This is a genomic window from Agrobacterium sp. LEGMi-208b, from assembly GCF_059511785.1.
In genome coordinates this window covers 1,417,785-1,432,695 of sequence record NZ_CM183445.1, presented here as the reverse complement: position 1 = coordinate 1,432,695, position 14,911 = coordinate 1,417,785, and the positions used below count along the sequence as shown (strand labels likewise).

Below are 14,911 nucleotides of genomic sequence, written 5' to 3'. Positions count from 1 at the left end.
CATGGCTGGCGGCATTCGCGAAAATAGCGGAGACGATCTCTCCGAAAACCACGAGATCAACGTCACGCCCTTCATCGACGTGATGCTGGTTCTGCTCATCATCTTCATGGTGGCCGCACCGCTGGCCACCGTCGATGTGAATGTCGATCTGCCGGCATCCACCGCCAAGCCGGCGGAACGTCCTGACGAGCCGCTCTATCTGACGGTGAAGGACGATCTCTCGCTCAATCTCGGTAATGATGCGGTTGCCCGCGAAGCCTTGGCTGCCGCGATAGACCGGCAGACGGGCGGCAAGAAGGATACGCGCATCTTCCTGCGGGCCGACAAGGCGGTCGATTATGGCCACTTCATGGAAATCATGAACCTGCTGAGAGATGCCGGTTATCTGAAGATCGCCCTTGTCGGGCTGGAAAACGCGGCTGCCGCATCGCCGCCTGCCGCCGCTGGCCAGCCCGTGGCGCCGGCAGCGCAGGGAACGGCGCCATGACTGAAAACGGCTACCCGCAGGCCCGGCATTCCCGTCTCGGGGAAGTGACGCTGTGGTCCGCCGCGGCGTTGCTCATGCTGGGCGTTCACGCCGGTTTTGCCTATTATCTTATGCAGGAGCCCGAGGAAATGGATGCCGGCGGGCCGCCGCCTGCTGCGATCATGATTGAAATGGCGGCGATACCGGAAGCCGTCAAGACCGAAGAAACAACGCAGGCGCAGGATGTCGAAGACGCCGAAGAGGTGAAGAGCGACAGCAGCGAACCGGTGGAGGAAACCGCCCCGGAAGAGCCGCCGCCGCCGGAGCCGGTTGCGGAAACGCCGCCGCCGGAACCGGAGCCGGTGCAGCCGCCTGAACCGCCGGTCGAGGAGATCGTCGAACCGCAGGAAATTCCCGAGCCCGTTGAGCCGATCGATCCCGTTCAGGAGCAGATGATGGCGGAACTCGAAAATGTCGAGGTTCCCTTACCCGTCATGCGGCCTCCGCCGCCACCTGTCGAAAAAAAGGTGGAAAAGAAACAGCCGGAAGAGAAAAAGAAGGTCGAGCGCCAGCGTCCCAAACCGCAGCAGGCATCGGAACTGCGCGAAACGGCGAAGGCTGAAGCCCAGCAGTCCGACCGGACGGCGGCGTCGCGCAGCAATGCCGGCTCCTTCTCGGCCTCGTCCATGTCAAATGCCGACTGGGGTGCGAAAGTGCGCTCGGCGATGCAGCGGCGACTGGTCCGTTCGGCTGGAAAATCGGGAATGACGATCACGGTTTCTTTCAGGATCGATAGCGGCGGTTCCGTTGGCGGTGCGAGGATTATTTCATCCACTGGCGACTCGGCGATGGATCAGAAGCTTTTGGCGGTCATACAAAAAGCGTCCGTCTCGCCGCCGCCGCCAGGCGCAAATACGAGTTTCACCCTGCCGATTCTTTTCAAGTAGGCGAAACAGGCCGACCACATAAGGGCATCCCGACTCTTGAGAGAACGGGATGTCCGATTTATTTTCGATGTTGATTTGCAGCGACCGTATACCGCAGAGTAGGACCAATCGTCCCATCGCATGCAAGCCAACAGGAATCACGAAAATCATGAAATTCTCAATCGCAGAGGCGGAGGATCTCGTATCCTCTATCTTTGAGCGCAACGGCGTTCTGCCGCAAAACGCCCGCTCGGTCGCAAAGGCGCTCGTCGCCTCCGAAGCGGCTGGTCAAAGCGGCCACGGTTTTCGTCGCATCCCCGTTTATGTCCGGCAGGTGCGGGTTGGCAAGGTCGACGGCAAGGCGCGTCCCTTGGCGACGCGCGTGAAGCCGGGCGTGCTCTCGATCGACGCCAATCACGGCTATGCCTATCCGGCGATCGATTGCGCCCTTGAGGAATTGCCTGATATGGTACGGCAGCAGGGCATCGCGCTTGCCGCGATCCACCGCTCCCATCATGCGGGTGTCATGGCGCTGACCGTCGAGCGGCTTGCCGAAATGGGTCTTGTCGCGCTCATGTTCGCCAACGCGCCGGCATCCATGGCGCCCTGGGGCGGCAGCAAGCCGCTCTATGGAACCAATCCAATCGCCTTCGCCACTCCCGTCGGTGGCGCCGATCCGCTGGTCATCGATCTGGCCCTGTCGAAGGTCGCGCGCGGAAAGATCATGGCCGCCCGCCAAAAGGGTGAAACGATCCCCGGCGACTGGGCGCTTGACAGAAATGGCCGACCGACGACCGATCCCGAAGAGGCCATAGAGGGAACCATGGTGCCCGCAGGCGAGGCCAAGGGTGCCGCGCTGGCATTGATGGTGGAGATCATGGCTGCGGCGATTACCGGCGGAAACTTCGCATTCGAGGCTTCTTCCCTTCTGGACGACAAGGGCGCGCCACCCTCTCTCGGCCACACGATCATCGCCATAGAACCCGTATCGTCAGGCGGTGCGGCCTTTACCGAGCGGCTGGCGCTCATCGCCGGCGAGATAGAAAAGCAGGAAAATGTGCGTCTGCCCGGCCGCCGCAGCCAGGGGATTCGCAAACAGGCGCTGGAAAGCGGCATCGTGATCGAAAGCGATATTCTGGCCGAAATTCAATCGCTTTGACGTGACAATGAAAACCCGGCGGATCGAATAGGACCCGCCGGGCAAACCGTAAACGGCCGCTTTGCATTTGCGTCGATAGAGCCGGACATCATGTCCAGCCCGCTTTTGGTCCGCCATCCCGCCATTAATATGGAGAGATTTGACGCAGAAAGCCGCTCATTCGGTTTTCAGCTTACGGGAGGGGACGTTTCGCGTAAGCCTGGATGATCATTTGTCGATTATGCATCCTGTTCGATCAGGCCGCGCAGCAGGGCGATGCTGACGGCATTCAGCAAATTGGTCGCACCCAGCCTGTGGCGCACCCTTTCAAGCGTATCTTTCACATCCGCTTCATCCGCGCCGGTGATCAAGGCGACATGGGACGGATGCTTGCCCCGCGCCACGAGCCCAAGATAATGCCGCTCACGCTCCGAAAGGATGATTTCCCGCGCTTGGCGATGTTCATGTGGCGTATTTGAAGACATTTTCTTTCAGCCTCAAAAGAGATTGACCTTGCCGGGGGCACGATCAGGCAATGGTTCATTCCCCAAAACCGGTTCGTGAACCGTTCTGTCTACACGCGAACGGAAACGCCAATTTCGCCAATAGGTTTCATTTCGCATTGGAAATTATGCAATAAAAGGCTGTTTTCGCAGCCAGACGATCCCGGCGGACGCTCTGTTCCGGGCATTGAAAGGAACTGCGACATCGATATTGCCAGAGACCACAATCGGTCTGGCGCAAAATGCAGCTTCAAAGCTTTGGAATGTTTTCGTCACACCCGAAGGATATGCGGCGCTTTAATAGGCGATGTGCTGCACCGATAGAATAACATCTCGCGCCAAGTTTTTCGTTTTATTGTTATGTTTCGGCACACATCATAATCGGTGCCGACATATTTCTTAAATTTAATGTGTCATTCCGAAATATTGATGCCAACAACATGGATCATCCGGCGGAATGATGCGCGTGTTTCTTGCGAATGTCGGTCGGTGTTGCCCCGAACCAGCGGGAAACGGAACGCGAAAACGCGCCGGGTGTCGAATAGCCCAGCCTGTAGCTAATGTCGGATACCGGAAGATCGCTTTCCACGAGGAGCTTGAAACCGGCGTTTTTGCGGATGGCGTCCTTTATCTCGTTAAGATTGGTGCCGAGTTCGGCGAGCCGCCGTTGAAAACTCCGTTCCGACAGGTTGAAATAGGGGGCGATCTCACCGAGCGACAGCTCGGCATCCGACAGCCGCATCTGCATGTACCGTTTCACCTGATCGATGAAATGGGTCGCATCCGACGATGTTTCCGGTCGCAACATGCGGCACTGCAGGTTCATCAGCTCGAACAGCCGCTCATCCGCATTCGGATTGACCACATCGAGAAGCGATGCCGGAAGACGCATGGTATGGATGGGCTGGGAAAAACTGACGCGCCGCGTCATTCTTTCTCTAAATAGTTGAATATTATTCGGTTTAGGCCGCTCCAGACCGATCTCTATCTGGTTTATGCGATCTCCGAGAATATCACGCAGGCGCTGCACCAGGACGGCGAGCGACAAATCCACATATTGATCGCGTTTGGCGATAACCGGTGCGAAAGACCATGACAGGGTTACCTGCGTGGCATCCGTTACCATGGTGAAATTGCTGTTGTTGGTCGCGTAATAAACATGGTCCTGAAGAAAGCGCAGGAATGCCCTTACCGTCGGTGCACTGATCAGGCCATATCCGAATGCGCCGGATGCACCCGCGGGAAAGGCTGAGGCGCATTGCAGACCGAAGGCATCGTCACCGGAAATGAGTGCGCAGGTTTCGAGCAGACGCGAAAATCTGTCGAGGCTGATACGCTCCGTCAGGCTGCTGAATGTGGCTGGATCAATATTCAGGGCCTTGCAGATGGGAGCGATATCGATGCCCCGTGACCGGGCATAATTGCTGACGCCGGCAGCCAGACCGGCGACCACAGTTATCTCATCACTGACCCTTTTTTCGGGCATCCCTCGCCTTGGCGTACCATGTTTGGAAATTGTCGCGTGATGGTAAGCCTTGAAAGGGCGTTTGTCGAGCAGCCGGGCCGGGGGATTTTAAGCGCGGCCCACACCGGCGCTTTGCTCCAGCACCCGCATGATGGTTTGGCCGGCATCTTCGATTGCGCCGCTATTATCGACGGTTATGACATCGAAGTCCCCGACGACGGCCAGCGAGCTGCGTTCCAGCCGCCGGAGGATATCGTCCCGGCTTTCCCGCCCGCGTTGCTCCAGCCGCCTTGCCAGCACCTCCGGCCGCGCGACGATGTTCACGACCTTGAGACGGGAAAAGGCGGTGCCGAAATGGGGAAGTGCCGAGCGCGAGCCATTGGCGATGACCACGTCGCCCGCCTCGAGATGACGATAGACGGCAGCCGGGATGCCGTATTTCAGCCCATGTGCCTGCCAGGAAACCGCGAAGGCGCCCGCCTCTTCCAGCCGGTTGAACTCATGCATCGAAACGGCATCGTGATTTTCACCGCCCGCATCGCCGCTGCGGGTAATGACACGGCGGGTGAAGTGAAAACCCGGCCGGCTGGAAAGCTGTGTCGCTGCATAATCCATCAGCGTGTCCTTGCCGGCCCCGCTGGGGCCGACAATCACGATCATCGTGCCTGGCAATTGTTCGCGCCGGCTATCCTGCCCATCGCCGGTCATGCCACGCGCTTGCCCTGACGCCAGACCGAACGGGCGACCGGCACGCCATCCTCGCGATGAACGCGGACCAGATCGGCCCGCAGTCCCGTTGCGATACGACCACGGTCAACAAGGCCAACCGTCCGGGCGGGCGTGGCAGTGACCATGCGGAGCGCTTCCGGCAGAGAGATGGCTTCCACCTGATCGGCGAGCAGGAAGGGCGCGAAGAGCAGGCTGAACGGCACATAATCGGAAGAAAGAACATCCAGCACGCCGATCTCCGCGAGATCGCGGGCGGCGATATTGCCGGAATGGGATTTGCCGCGGACGATGTTCGGCGCACCCATCAGCACGCTCATGCCAGCGCTGTGCGAGGCCTTTGCAGCCTCGACGCTGGTGGGGAATTCCGCCAGTTTCACGCCGTGGCCGATAGCCTCGCCGACATGCGCTTCGGTGGCATCGTCATGGCTTGCGACGGTGATGCCGCGTTCGGCGCAGCGGGCGGCAAGATAATCGCGGTGCTTGGCGGAAAATTCCGCCGAAGCAGCCTGCCGCCGCCGCACGAACTCGGCGAAAGCCTCGTCGCTCAAGCCGCGCTTCTTCTGGTAGTAGAAAATGTACTGATCCATCGACTGGAACTGGCGCTGACCCGGGGAGTGGTCCATCAACGAAATCAGCCGCACGCGCGGATCGGTTTCGAAGTCTTCGAAATGCTCCAGCACATCGGCGGAGGCGACCTCACAGCGCAGATGCAGCAGGTGGTCCGCACGCAGGCGGTTCTGGTCGGCTGCTGCCTCGATGGCGTCAGCCATTTCGCGCATTTCGCCCTTCTTGAAACCGCCATCCTCATCCGAACCGAGCCGCAGGCAGTCGAATACGGTGGTGATGCCGGAGGCCGCGACCTGCGCGTCATGGGCCTGAATGGCGGCGATCTTGTCCCAGATAACGCCAGGGCGCGGCGAATAATGCTGCTCCAGATGGTCGGTGTGCAGTTCCACCAGGCCGGGGATCAGGAAGTCACCTTCGAGGTCTTCTCCGGTCTTGGAGGCGCCTTCGCTGATATCGGCGATCTTGCCATCACGGATCAGGACGGAACCCAGAATAATATCGTCTTCCAGAACGATACGGGCATTGGAAAGGGCGTGCTCGGTCATGGGTTCGCATCTTTCTTTGGTGGCTGGCCAAGGGGGTGCCAGCTATGAACGGTAAAGGGCGCGCCACGCGTTTCTTCAATGAACAAAGCGAGGCCGGAAATGCTGAGGGGCTGATCAACGAACTCGGAAAACCGCGCCGAAAGCACCTCGTGCATGGCGGGCTGATCGTTCTCGTCGATGCGGCCGGTCAGCGTCATGTGAAAACGGAAGTCATCCATCACATGCGGATAACCCCAGAGCGACAGATTTTGCCGCTGGCTCTCCGTCAGCATTTGTGGCCGCCGCCGGGCAATATCTGTCTCAGACAGAGGCGCGCGAAACCGGTCGAAATGATCGACGATCTCGGCGGCAAAATCCTGCAGCGGCTGGTAAATGCGATCCGGAACCAGTGCGAAAAAAGGCCCGAGCGCACCGACGACGACGCGGGGAATTTCGAAGGCAGGCTGGCGGGCCGCGAAATCTTCGAAGGCCGCGAGCAGCTCCGCCTCGCTGTATTTTTCGGCAAGTTCGAAAGGCGCCTTCAGGGTGGCGTGGAAACCATAACGGCGGGGTTCTTCCGTCATCTCGGCATAGTCGTCGTGGTCGTCATGCAATGTGTCGGAAAATGCATTTCGGCCCAGCCAGCGCGACGCTGCTTCAGTCAGCGGATGATCCTTAGCCGGAGAAAAATAGATGGCGTAGCGCACGGCAAGCACTCTTCAGTGTCATGGGAAACCAGGGATGAGAAGCTATTTGGCGTGACTCGCCCGCTTCCCGCAAGGTCAGGAGTGCGAGGTAATTGGTTTCCGTGACAGAATGATGATGCCGAGGGAAAAAAGCGCATTCGAAATGCGGTAGAACTAGCGAATACGCTCCAATCGCAGATGGACGAGGCGAGGGGATATGGTCGGCGTCCGTGAGGGCTTTGCAAATGCCCGAGGGGCGGGACAACAAATGCCGTTATGGCTTTTATCATCCCGCTCTTTCTAGGCTTAGTGCTGTGTTTTACCGATCAGGCGCGAACGCAGGGAATTGGAGATGTGGTCGAACAGGAAAACGACGAAGAGGATGAGCAGAACCATATAGGCGACCTTGTCCCAGTCGGCATTGGTACCCATCGCTTCCAGCAGTTTCAGGCCGATGCCGCCGGCACCCACCGCACCGATGATGGTGGCGGAACGGGTGTTGCTTTCCCAGAAGTAGAGCGATTGCGAAATGAAGACCGGCAGAACCTGCGGCAACACGCCGAAGCGATTGACCGCAATCGGGGATGCACCGACCGACTTGACGCCCTCGCGCTGCTTGTCGTCGACATTTTCCAGTGCCTCGGCGTAGACTTTGCCGAGCGCCCCGGTATCGGTGAAGAAGATCGCGGCAATGCCGGGGATCGGTCCGGGGCCGAAACTGCGGGTGAAGAACAGCGCCCAGATCAGCATGTCGATGGAACGCAGGAAGTCGAACAGGCGCTTCATGCCCCAGTTTGCGGCCTTGTTGGCGGTGATGTTGCGGGCGGCGATGAAGGCGAGCGGCAGGGCAACGAGCGTGCCGAACAGCGTGCCCACAAATGCCATCACCAGCGTCTGCATCAGCTTGGAGAGAATATCGGCATGTTGCCAGACGCTGTTGTCGAGGAAATCATCGACCATATGGCCGATGTTGGAGCGCTCGGGATCGAGCCTTTCTCCCCAGAGCGCCAGCGCGGCGAGTTCACCATAACCCTTGCCCCAGAATTCCGATTTGGTGTCGAACAGGAAGTTGGCCCATCCAAGGAAACGGCGCTGCACATAGACCTGGCTGGTGCGGATTTCCGCCTGGCCGGCAAAGCCGTAATGCACGAGAACCTTCTTGCCGTCCTGTTGGATTTCGTCGGGCAGGCCCTGCGGAGCGACCGCCGCATCGTCATTGATGATGACGGGGTAGTTCTTGCCGTCGACATAGACATCCACCCGGGTCGGGGTCACATCGAGGCGGTTTTGCGTACCGGCATAGACCACACTGTAGCCGCCGCCCGGCAGGGGCTGCAGCCAGTCGATCTTCGCATCGGTGGGATATTGCCCGCGGCTTGACCATTGCGGTTCAACCTTGCCGTCTTCGAAACGCAGGCGCGGCTGGGCGCGCCAGGAATACCAGTCCTGAATATAGCTCGAAGCGCGATCCCACCGCCCCTGCATGAAAGCCGGCCCGACATTGAAGAAGAAAAAGCAGCCAATGAGATAGGCGGTGACGGCAAGAAGGCCGACGAGCAGGCCATACCGTTGCATGAAACTGCGGTTGAATACGCCGGGATATGCAGCCGTCAGCCTCTCGCGGTCGGCGGTGTTGAGAATGAAGCTGGACGACATCAGGCCGCTCCCCGTCCGAATTCGAAGGATTGTTGGCCGATCAGCTTACGGCGCAGCCAGCTGGAAAACTGGTCGACGGCGATGATGGTGATCAGCAGAAGGATGATGATGGCATAGGTCTTCGACGCGTGATCGTTACCGATCGACAGGCGGAAGACCTCGCCGATGCCGCCGCCGCCCACCGCGCCGATGATCGTGGAGGCGCGCACGTTGATTTCGGCGCGCAGCAGCGCGTAGGACACGAAATTGGGCAGAACCTGCGGCACGATGGCGAAGCGTACCCGCTCCAGCCAGTTGGCACCAGCGGCGCGCAGGCCTTCATCCGGTTTCATGTCGGCATTTTCGACGACTTCGAAGAAGAGCTTGCCCAAAGCGCCGATCGTATGAACCGAAATCGCGATGATGGCCGCGATCGGACCGATCGACAGGATGGCGGTCAGCAGCCCGGCGACGACGATTTCAGGAAAGGCTCGCAGCACTTCCATCACCCGGCGCACCACCCAGCGCACGAGGCCAGCGCCGACGAGATTGGTGGAGGCAAAGAAGCAGAGCACGAAGGCGAAACTCGTGCCGATGATTGTCGAGACCAGCGCGATATTGAGCGTGATGATCAGCTGGTAGATGAAATGCGGGATGTAGAAGCCGTCGGTGATGTAAACGCGATCCGCGACATAATTATATTTCAGCGAACCATCCGCATAAGGCGACGGCAGGTCGAACATTGCCCGGAAGATTTCCAGCGGACTGTCAGGCACGAAGGTCTTCATGAAATCGAAGAAATAGGGCAGGCGCTCGAAGAATTTGCCCGAATTGGCCGCATTGGCGAAATTCAGGGAGGCGGCGAGGATGACGAGAAAGATCACGAGCGAAATGACGGTATAGATCCGCCGTGTCGCAAGCTGCTGTTGATAATGGCGCATGACCGTCCGGGACGATGCGCTCAACCCCTCGGATGAGAGGGTACCATTGTGCAGTGTGGTCGCCATGCCGCTTTTCCTTTATTGGCAAAAGCGGCGGCGCCATGGGGCACCGCCGCTTCCGGATATGATCTGAGGATCAGCCGCCGATAACGGACTTACGGGCGTCGATGATCGTCTGGTAGAAGGACGGGTCGACCTTGATGTAGGCGGTGTTCTTGCCCTGGGTGAAGCCCTGGAAGCATGCGAGGTCCTTCTTCGGCAGTTCCATGAAGAAGTTTTCGACCTTCTGCTTCATCGCGTCGCCCAGCTTGTTGGTGACCATCAGCGGACCGTTCGGGATCAGCGGCGACTTCCAGACTTCGACGATATCGTCCATGTCGAGGTTGCCCTTCTTGACCATCTGGTAGAGGTTGCCGGCGGTGTAGCCTTCTTCCCACTTGCCAACGCCCGAACCGAAGGTGGTGCCAACGTCGAACTTCTTGTCGAGAACGGCGAGAACGAGGTTCTCATGGCCGCCGCCGAAGCCGGTTTCGGAGAAGTATTCCTTGACCGGAACGCCGGTTTCCTTCGGGATAGCCACGTTCGGAACGAGGAAGCCGGAGGTGGAGTCAGGGTCGGCGAAGCCGATCTTCTTGCCCTTGGCGTCAGCCAGCGTCTTGATGCCGCTGTCCTTGCGGGCAACCATGATCGTGTAATAACCGGTCGAACCATCGGCGCCAGCCGTGGTCAGGATCGGGTCAACGGCCTTCGGGTCGGCCAGAGCGATCTTGGCGTAGGAGGATGCACCCATGGAAGCGATGTCGATGGTGCCGCCGAGCAGGCCCTGGATGACGCCGTTATAGTCCGGCGACGGGAAAACCTGAACTTCGGAAACGCCGGTTGCAGCCTTGAGGCCATCGGCAACGCACTTGGTGTTGCGGATCTGGTCGGCTTCGTTTTCGGAACCGTCGAGACCGATGCGCAGAACCTTGACGTCCTGAGCCATGGCGGAACCGGCCAGAACGCCAAGGGCGACTGCCGAAAGAAGGACTTTCTTCAACATGGACTTTCTCCTGTTTCCCGGCGAGCCGGAGTTTGTTGTGAAATGTCGGCCCTTGACGCGGGCGCAAACGATGCTGAGCGGTTCCTCAGAGCCCGGCGAGAGCGAGCGGTTCGGGACCGGCAGATTGCTGCACCGGACGCGCGGCAAGCTGCGCGCCGGGAATATTGATGCTGGTCGAGGTCATGGTCTCGTCGATGCCGGAGCCTTGAGAATCGGTTCCGTAAATCTCGGTGACGGCGGCAGCCGTCAGCTCGGCGGGCGTCCCGTCGAAGACGACGCGGCCCTGAGACATGCCGATGATGCGTTCGCAATAATTGCGTGCCGTATCCAGCGTGTGCAGGTTGGTGATGACGGTGATGCCTTCGCGCTCGTTGATGTCGCGCAACGCGTCCATCACGATCTTGGCATTGAGGGGATCGAGGGAAGCGATCGGCTCATCGGCCAGCACCATCTTCGGGGACTGCATCAGTGCGCGCGCAATGGCGACACGCTGTTGCTGGCCGCCGGAAAGCGTGCCCGCCGCCTGCATGGCCACATGCTCGATGCCGAGGCGCTCCAGCGCGGCGATCGCCATCAGCCGCTCCTCATGGGTGAAGATGTTGAAGAGGCTGAGCGCCGTCGAACGGTGGTTGAGGCGGCCGAGCATGACATTGGTGAGCACGTCGAGGCGGGGCACCAGATTGAACTGCTGGAAGATCATGGCGCAGTCGCGCTGCCAGTTGCGCAGCGCCGCACCCTTCAGCGACGAGACTTCCGTATTGTTGAAATGAATGGAACCCGAGGAGGGATCGACGAGGCGGTTGATCATGCGCAGCAGAGTCGATTTTCCCGCACCGGAGCGTCCGATCACGCCGACCATCTGACCCTGCGGTATCTCGACATCAACGGAATCGACCGCAGTGTGGTTGCCGAAACGGCGCGTGACTTGCTTCAGGTGAAAGCTCATTTCCCCGTCCAATCTTCTTTTGACGGGGTTCCACGTAACAGCGGTGCGTGAAGCGTGAGTGTCAGTTTGATGAATAAAATATTACAGATTCCGGAGGCGCGACCGGTGCCTGTTCGCCGACAAAGCTTTCAGGAGGTATCTCGGCGCGCTGAAATCCGCGCGTCCCTTAAAGGCGCAGAAACAAAAATCCCGGAGTTTTGCTCCGGGATTTTTAACTGTTTCAGAAGTGGGAAGTTCATCCGCCATATTTCGCGACGAAATCCTCTGCCGCCAGGTTGCGGAAGTCGTCCAGAGCGCCGCGTAATTTTGTATGGTCCCAGTCCCACCATTTCAGATCATCCATTTGCCGGCCCAGTTCAGTCGGGAAACGTTCCCGGATCAGCTTCGCTGGCACACCCCCAACGATTGGTGTAGGGCGCCACATCCTTGGAGACGACCGCACCCGCGCCGATCACAGCGCCGTTGCCGACCGTGACGCCGGGCAGGATCGTCGCACCATGGCCGATCCAGACATCGTGGCCGATCACCACCCGTTTGGCACGGCGGGCGGCGAAGAAGTCCGTCTCGTCTTCCGCATCGTCCCAATAGCTGCGGGCGCGATAGGTAAAATGGTGCAATGTCGCCCGCTGCATCGGATGATTGGTGGCGTTGATGCGGACGGAAGCGGCGATATTGACGAATTTGCCGATGGTGGCGCACCAGATGGCGCCATCCTGCATGACATAGGAATAATCGCCCATCTCGACCTCCTCGAGGCGGCAGCGCTCCGAAATTTCGGTATAGCGGCCGATCGAGGAATTGGTGACGCGGGCACTTTCGTGGATGACGGGTTCGAGACCGACCTTGACACTCATGCCGCTGCCTTTCGGGGCGAGAATTGCGAGACGTCAAGAATGCGATCAGCCACGGCTTCGCGCACCTCTTCGTCGTGGAAGATGCCGAGCAGCGCGGTGCCCTTCTCTTTTTTCTCCCTGATCATGTCGACCACCACACGCCGGTTGGTGGCGTCGAGCGAGGCGGTCGGCTCGTCGAGGAGCAGGATCGCATGATCGGTGATGAAACCGCGGGCGATATTGACGCGCTGCTGCTCACCGCCCGAAAAAGTCGCGGGTGGCAGCGACCACAATTCCCGTGGCAGGTTGAGTTTCGAAAGCAGCATGGCCGCCTGCTCGCGCGCATCTTCAGCGGTAACCTTGCGCGCCAGAAGCGGCTCGGCAACGACGTCGATGGCCGCCACACGCGGCACCGTGCGCAGGAACTGGCTGACATAACCGATGGTGCGGTGGCGGATATCGAGGATCGTGCGCGGCGAGGCATTGCCCATATCGATGACCTCACCCTGATGGCGGATGAGGATCTGCCCGCTGTCGATGGCGTAGTTGCCATAGAGCATTTTCAGGATCGAGCTTTTGCCGATACCCGACGGGCCGCCGAGAACGACGCATTCGCCGCCCGAAACGGAGAAATTGACATCGCGGACAACGGGCAGCTCGATGCCGTCGCGAAGATGCATGGTGAAGCTTTTGAAGACTTCCGAAACAATGAGTGGCGTCGTCATGGCATCAAACCTGCAAGATGGAGGAAACAAGCAATTGCGTGTAGGGCTCGCGCGGATCGTCCAGCACCCGGTCGGTCAGGCCATGTTCGATGACGTCGCCGCCCTTCATCACCATCATCCGGTGGGAAAGCAGTCGCGCCACCGCGAGATCATGGGTGACGACGACGACCGCAAGACCGAGATCGTTGACGAGACCGCGTACGAGATCGAGCAGGCGCGCCTGCACCGAGACATCGAGGCCGCCGGTCGGCTCGTCCATGAAAACGAGGCGCGGCGAGGTGACGAGGTTGCGGGCAATCTGCAGGCGCTGGCGCATGCCGCCGGAAAAGGCGCGCGGCTGGTCGTCGATACGGTCGGTGCCGATTTCCACCCGCTCCAGCCATTCGCTGGCCGATTGACGGATATTGCCGTAATGCCGGTTACCCACGGCCATCAGCCGCTCGCCGACATTGGCGCCGGCAGATACCGCCATGCGCAGTCCATCCGCCGGGTTCTGGTGCACGAACCCCCAGTCGGTGCGCATCAGGAAACGCCGCTCGGCCTCGCCCATATGGTAGAGATCACGCATGGAGCCGTCACGCATGCGATATTCCACGCTGCCGGCGGTGGGCATCAGCCGGGTGGAAATGCAGTTGAGCAGCGTCGTCTTGCCGGAGCCGGATTCGCCGACGATTGCCAGCACCTCGCCCGGATAAAGCTCGAAGGAGACGTTGCGGCAACCGGCGCGGTCGCCGTAATATTTGGAAACGTCCCGGACTTTCAGAAGCGGTGCGTCGCTCATTCTGCGGCCTCCTTCACATCCGCCAGCAGGTGGCCCTTGTGGCCATGGGCACGGCGGTCTTCGCAATGGTCGGTATCGGAGCAGACGAACATGCGTCCGCCCTTGTCATCCAGCACCACCTCGTCGAGATAGACATTCTCCCCGCCGCAGAGCGCGCAGGGCTTGTCGAAGCGCTGGATTTCGAAGGGATGATCTTCGAAGTCGAGGCTGACGACGTCGGTATAGGGCGGCACGGCGTAAATGCGCTTCTCGCGCCCGGCGCCAAACAGCTGCAGGGCGTCCGAGAGATGCATTTTCGGATTGTCGAACTTTGGTGTCGGCGAGGGGTCCATCACGTAGCGCCCGGCGACCTTCACCGGATAGGCATAGGTGGTGGAGATGCGGCCGTTGCGGGCGATGTCCTCATAAAGCTTGACGTGCATCAGGCCATATTCTTCCAGCGCATGCATGACACGGGTCTCGGTCTCGCGAGGCTCGAGGAAGCGTAAGGGTTCGGGGATGGGAACCTGATAAACGAGCACCTGGCCCGAATGCAGCTCCTCTTCCGGAATACGGTGCCGTGTCTGGATGATCGTTGCATCCTTCGTGCGGGTGGTAACCGCAACATCGGCCACCTTCTGAAAAAAGGCGCGGATGGAAACCGCGTTGGTCGTGTCGTCGGCGCCCTGGTCGATGACCTTCAGCACATCGTCGGGACCGAGGATGGAGGCGGTCAACTGCACGCCACCGGTGCCCCAGCCATAGGGCATGGGCATTTCACGGGAAGCGAAAGGGACCTGGTAACCGGGAATGGCGATGGCTTTCAGGATCGCCCGGCGGATCATCCGCTTGGTCTGTTCGTCCAGATAGGCGAAGTTGTAGGCAGCCAGCCCGTCGTCAAATGAAACTTCTTTAAGCATTGCGCGTTAGCCTTGTGAAAAAAGGAGTACAAGCTCATGGAGATTGGAATTCTTGCAGCCGTGTTCTTTGCTGTCTTTGCAGCATCGACCGTCTTTTGCGCCTAC

Annotated in this window: 15 protein-coding genes and 1 pseudogene; 3 read left to right on the top strand and 13 right to left on the bottom strand. The window is 59.6% G+C overall.

The window, feature by feature from the left end; translation table 11 throughout:
- Position 1 precedes the first annotated feature (1 nt).
- From exbD to AC5YUO_RS07140, 3 genes are all read left to right on the top strand, one after another.
- A complete protein-coding gene (gene exbD, locus AC5YUO_RS07150; RefSeq protein ID WP_496154747.1) occupies positions 2-487 on the top strand; it encodes a TonB system transport protein ExbD in 486 nt (161 codons plus the stop codon).
- Positions 484-1,413: an energy transducer TonB family protein gene (locus tag AC5YUO_RS07145; protein ID WP_496154746.1), complete on the top strand. Its 930-nt coding sequence runs from the start codon at positions 484-486 to the stop codon at positions 1,411-1,413. The genes exbD and AC5YUO_RS07145 overlap by 4 nt, the downstream gene beginning before the upstream one ends.
- A 148-nt stretch (positions 1,414-1,561) precedes the next feature.
- Positions 1,562-2,551, top strand: coding sequence for an Ldh family oxidoreductase (locus AC5YUO_RS07140; RefSeq protein WP_496154745.1), 990 nt, complete (start codon positions 1,562-1,564; stop codon positions 2,549-2,551).
- A 218-nt stretch (positions 2,552-2,769) separates the two neighbouring features.
- Here AC5YUO_RS07140 and AC5YUO_RS07135 read toward each other — a convergent pair whose 3' ends face one another.
- The 13 genes and pseudogenes from AC5YUO_RS07135 to AC5YUO_RS07075 all read right to left on the bottom strand — a co-directional run bounded on the left by AC5YUO_RS07135 (position 2,770) and on the right by AC5YUO_RS07075 (position 14,806).
- Positions 2,770-3,015, bottom strand: a complete 246-nt coding sequence (locus AC5YUO_RS07135; RefSeq protein ID WP_400815926.1) for a transcriptional regulator — start codon at positions 3,013-3,015, stop codon at positions 2,770-2,772.
- A 463-nt stretch (positions 3,016-3,478) separates the two neighbouring features.
- On the bottom strand, positions 3,479-4,519 hold the full coding sequence (locus tag AC5YUO_RS07130; protein WP_496154744.1) for an AraC family transcriptional regulator: 1,041 nt from the start codon (positions 4,517-4,519) through the stop codon (positions 3,479-3,481).
- Positions 4,520-4,606: 87 nt separating this feature from the next.
- A complete protein-coding gene (gene phnN, locus AC5YUO_RS07125) occupies positions 4,607-5,206 on the bottom strand; it encodes a phosphonate metabolism protein/1,5-bisphosphokinase (PRPP-forming) PhnN (protein WP_496154743.1) in 600 nt (199 codons plus the stop codon).
- Complete coding sequence (locus AC5YUO_RS07120; protein WP_400815933.1) at positions 5,203-6,339, bottom strand: alpha-D-ribose 1-methylphosphonate 5-triphosphate diphosphatase; 1,137 nt, start codon at positions 6,337-6,339, stop codon at positions 5,203-5,205. The genes phnN and AC5YUO_RS07120 overlap by 4 nt, the downstream gene beginning before the upstream one ends.
- On the bottom strand, positions 6,336-7,034 hold the full coding sequence (locus tag AC5YUO_RS07115) for a DUF1045 domain-containing protein (protein ID WP_496154742.1): 699 nt from the start codon (positions 7,032-7,034) through the stop codon (positions 6,336-6,338). Before AC5YUO_RS07115 ends, AC5YUO_RS07120 begins: the two co-directional genes overlap by 4 nt.
- Before the next feature lie 276 nt (positions 7,035-7,310).
- Positions 7,311-8,660, bottom strand: a complete 1,350-nt coding sequence (gene phnE, locus AC5YUO_RS07110; RefSeq protein WP_496154741.1) for a phosphonate ABC transporter, permease protein PhnE — start codon at positions 8,658-8,660, stop codon at positions 7,311-7,313.
- Complete coding sequence (phnE, locus tag AC5YUO_RS07105) at positions 8,660-9,646, bottom strand: phosphonate ABC transporter, permease protein PhnE (RefSeq protein ID WP_400815940.1); 987 nt, start codon at positions 9,644-9,646, stop codon at positions 8,660-8,662. The genes phnE (AC5YUO_RS07110) and phnE (AC5YUO_RS07105) overlap by 1 nt, the downstream gene beginning before the upstream one ends.
- Positions 9,647-9,716: 70 nt before the next feature.
- Positions 9,717-10,622 carry a phosphonate ABC transporter substrate-binding protein gene (gene phnD, locus AC5YUO_RS07100; RefSeq protein WP_060722755.1) on the bottom strand — a complete coding sequence of 302 codons (906 nt, stop codon included), beginning with the start codon at positions 10,620-10,622 and terminating at the stop codon, positions 9,717-9,719.
- Between the two features lie 85 nt (positions 10,623-10,707).
- Positions 10,708-11,568, bottom strand: coding sequence for a phosphonate ABC transporter ATP-binding protein (gene phnC / locus AC5YUO_RS07095; protein WP_496154740.1), 861 nt, complete (start codon positions 11,566-11,568; stop codon positions 10,708-10,710).
- Between the two features lie 363 nt (positions 11,569-11,931).
- Positions 11,932-12,422 (bottom strand): annotated as a pseudogene (locus tag AC5YUO_RS07090) (DapH/DapD/GlmU-related protein); the annotation flags it as partial.
- Entirely contained in the window at positions 12,419-13,126 is a 708-nt protein-coding gene (phnL, locus tag AC5YUO_RS07085) for a phosphonate C-P lyase system protein PhnL (RefSeq protein ID WP_080826862.1), read from the bottom strand. The pseudogene AC5YUO_RS07090 and the gene phnL, both read right to left, overlap by 4 nt.
- Positions 13,127-13,130: 4 nt before the next feature.
- On the bottom strand, positions 13,131-13,907 hold the full coding sequence (gene phnK / locus AC5YUO_RS07080) for a phosphonate C-P lyase system protein PhnK (RefSeq protein WP_004439249.1): 777 nt from the start codon (positions 13,905-13,907) through the stop codon (positions 13,131-13,133).
- On the bottom strand, positions 13,904-14,806 hold the full coding sequence (locus AC5YUO_RS07075; RefSeq protein WP_496154739.1) for an alpha-D-ribose 1-methylphosphonate 5-phosphate C-P-lyase PhnJ: 903 nt from the start codon (positions 14,804-14,806) through the stop codon (positions 13,904-13,906). Before AC5YUO_RS07075 ends, phnK begins: the two co-directional genes overlap by 4 nt.
- Between the last annotated feature and the right edge of the window lie 105 nt (positions 14,807-14,911).

Excerpts from the sequence above, each read along its gene's own strand:
- phnC (WP_496154740.1), bottom strand. The coding sequence starts at position 11,568 with ATGAGCTTTCACCTGAAGCAAGTCACGCGCCGTTTCGGCAACCACACT.
- phnD (WP_060722755.1), bottom strand. The coding sequence starts at position 10,622 with ATGTTGAAGAAAGTCCTTCTTTCGGCAGTCGCCCTTGGCGTTCTGGCC.
- AC5YUO_RS07135 (WP_400815926.1), bottom strand. The coding sequence starts at position 3,015 with ATGTCTTCAAATACGCCACATGAACATCGCCAAGCGCGGGAAATCATC.
- phnE (WP_400815940.1), bottom strand. The coding sequence starts at position 9,646 with ATGGCGACCACACTGCACAATGGTACCCTCTCATCCGAGGGGTTGAGC.
- AC5YUO_RS07145 (WP_496154746.1), top strand. The coding sequence starts at position 484 with ATGACTGAAAACGGCTACCCGCAGGCCCGGCATTCCCGTCTCGGGGAA.
- phnE (WP_496154741.1), bottom strand. The coding sequence starts at position 8,660 with ATGTCGTCCAGCTTCATTCTCAACACCGCCGACCGCGAGAGGCTGACG.
- phnK (WP_004439249.1), bottom strand. The coding sequence starts at position 13,907 with ATGAGCGACGCACCGCTTCTGAAAGTCCGGGACGTTTCCAAATATTAC.
- phnL (WP_080826862.1), bottom strand. The coding sequence starts at position 13,126 with ATGACGACGCCACTCATTGTTTCGGAAGTCTTCAAAAGCTTCACCATG.
- phnN (WP_496154743.1), bottom strand. The coding sequence starts at position 5,206 with ATGACCGGCGATGGGCAGGATAGCCGGCGCGAACAATTGCCAGGCACG.
- AC5YUO_RS07130 (WP_496154744.1), bottom strand. The coding sequence starts at position 4,519 with ATGCCCGAAAAAAGGGTCAGTGATGAGATAACTGTGGTCGCCGGTCTG.
- AC5YUO_RS07140 (WP_496154745.1), top strand. The coding sequence starts at position 1,562 with ATGAAATTCTCAATCGCAGAGGCGGAGGATCTCGTATCCTCTATCTTT.
- AC5YUO_RS07075 (WP_496154739.1), bottom strand. The coding sequence starts at position 14,806 with ATGCTTAAAGAAGTTTCATTTGACGACGGGCTGGCTGCCTACAACTTC.
- AC5YUO_RS07120 (WP_400815933.1), bottom strand. The coding sequence starts at position 6,339 with ATGACCGAGCACGCCCTTTCCAATGCCCGTATCGTTCTGGAAGACGAT.
- exbD (WP_496154747.1), top strand. The coding sequence starts at position 2 with ATGGCTGGCGGCATTCGCGAAAATAGCGGAGACGATCTCTCCGAAAAC.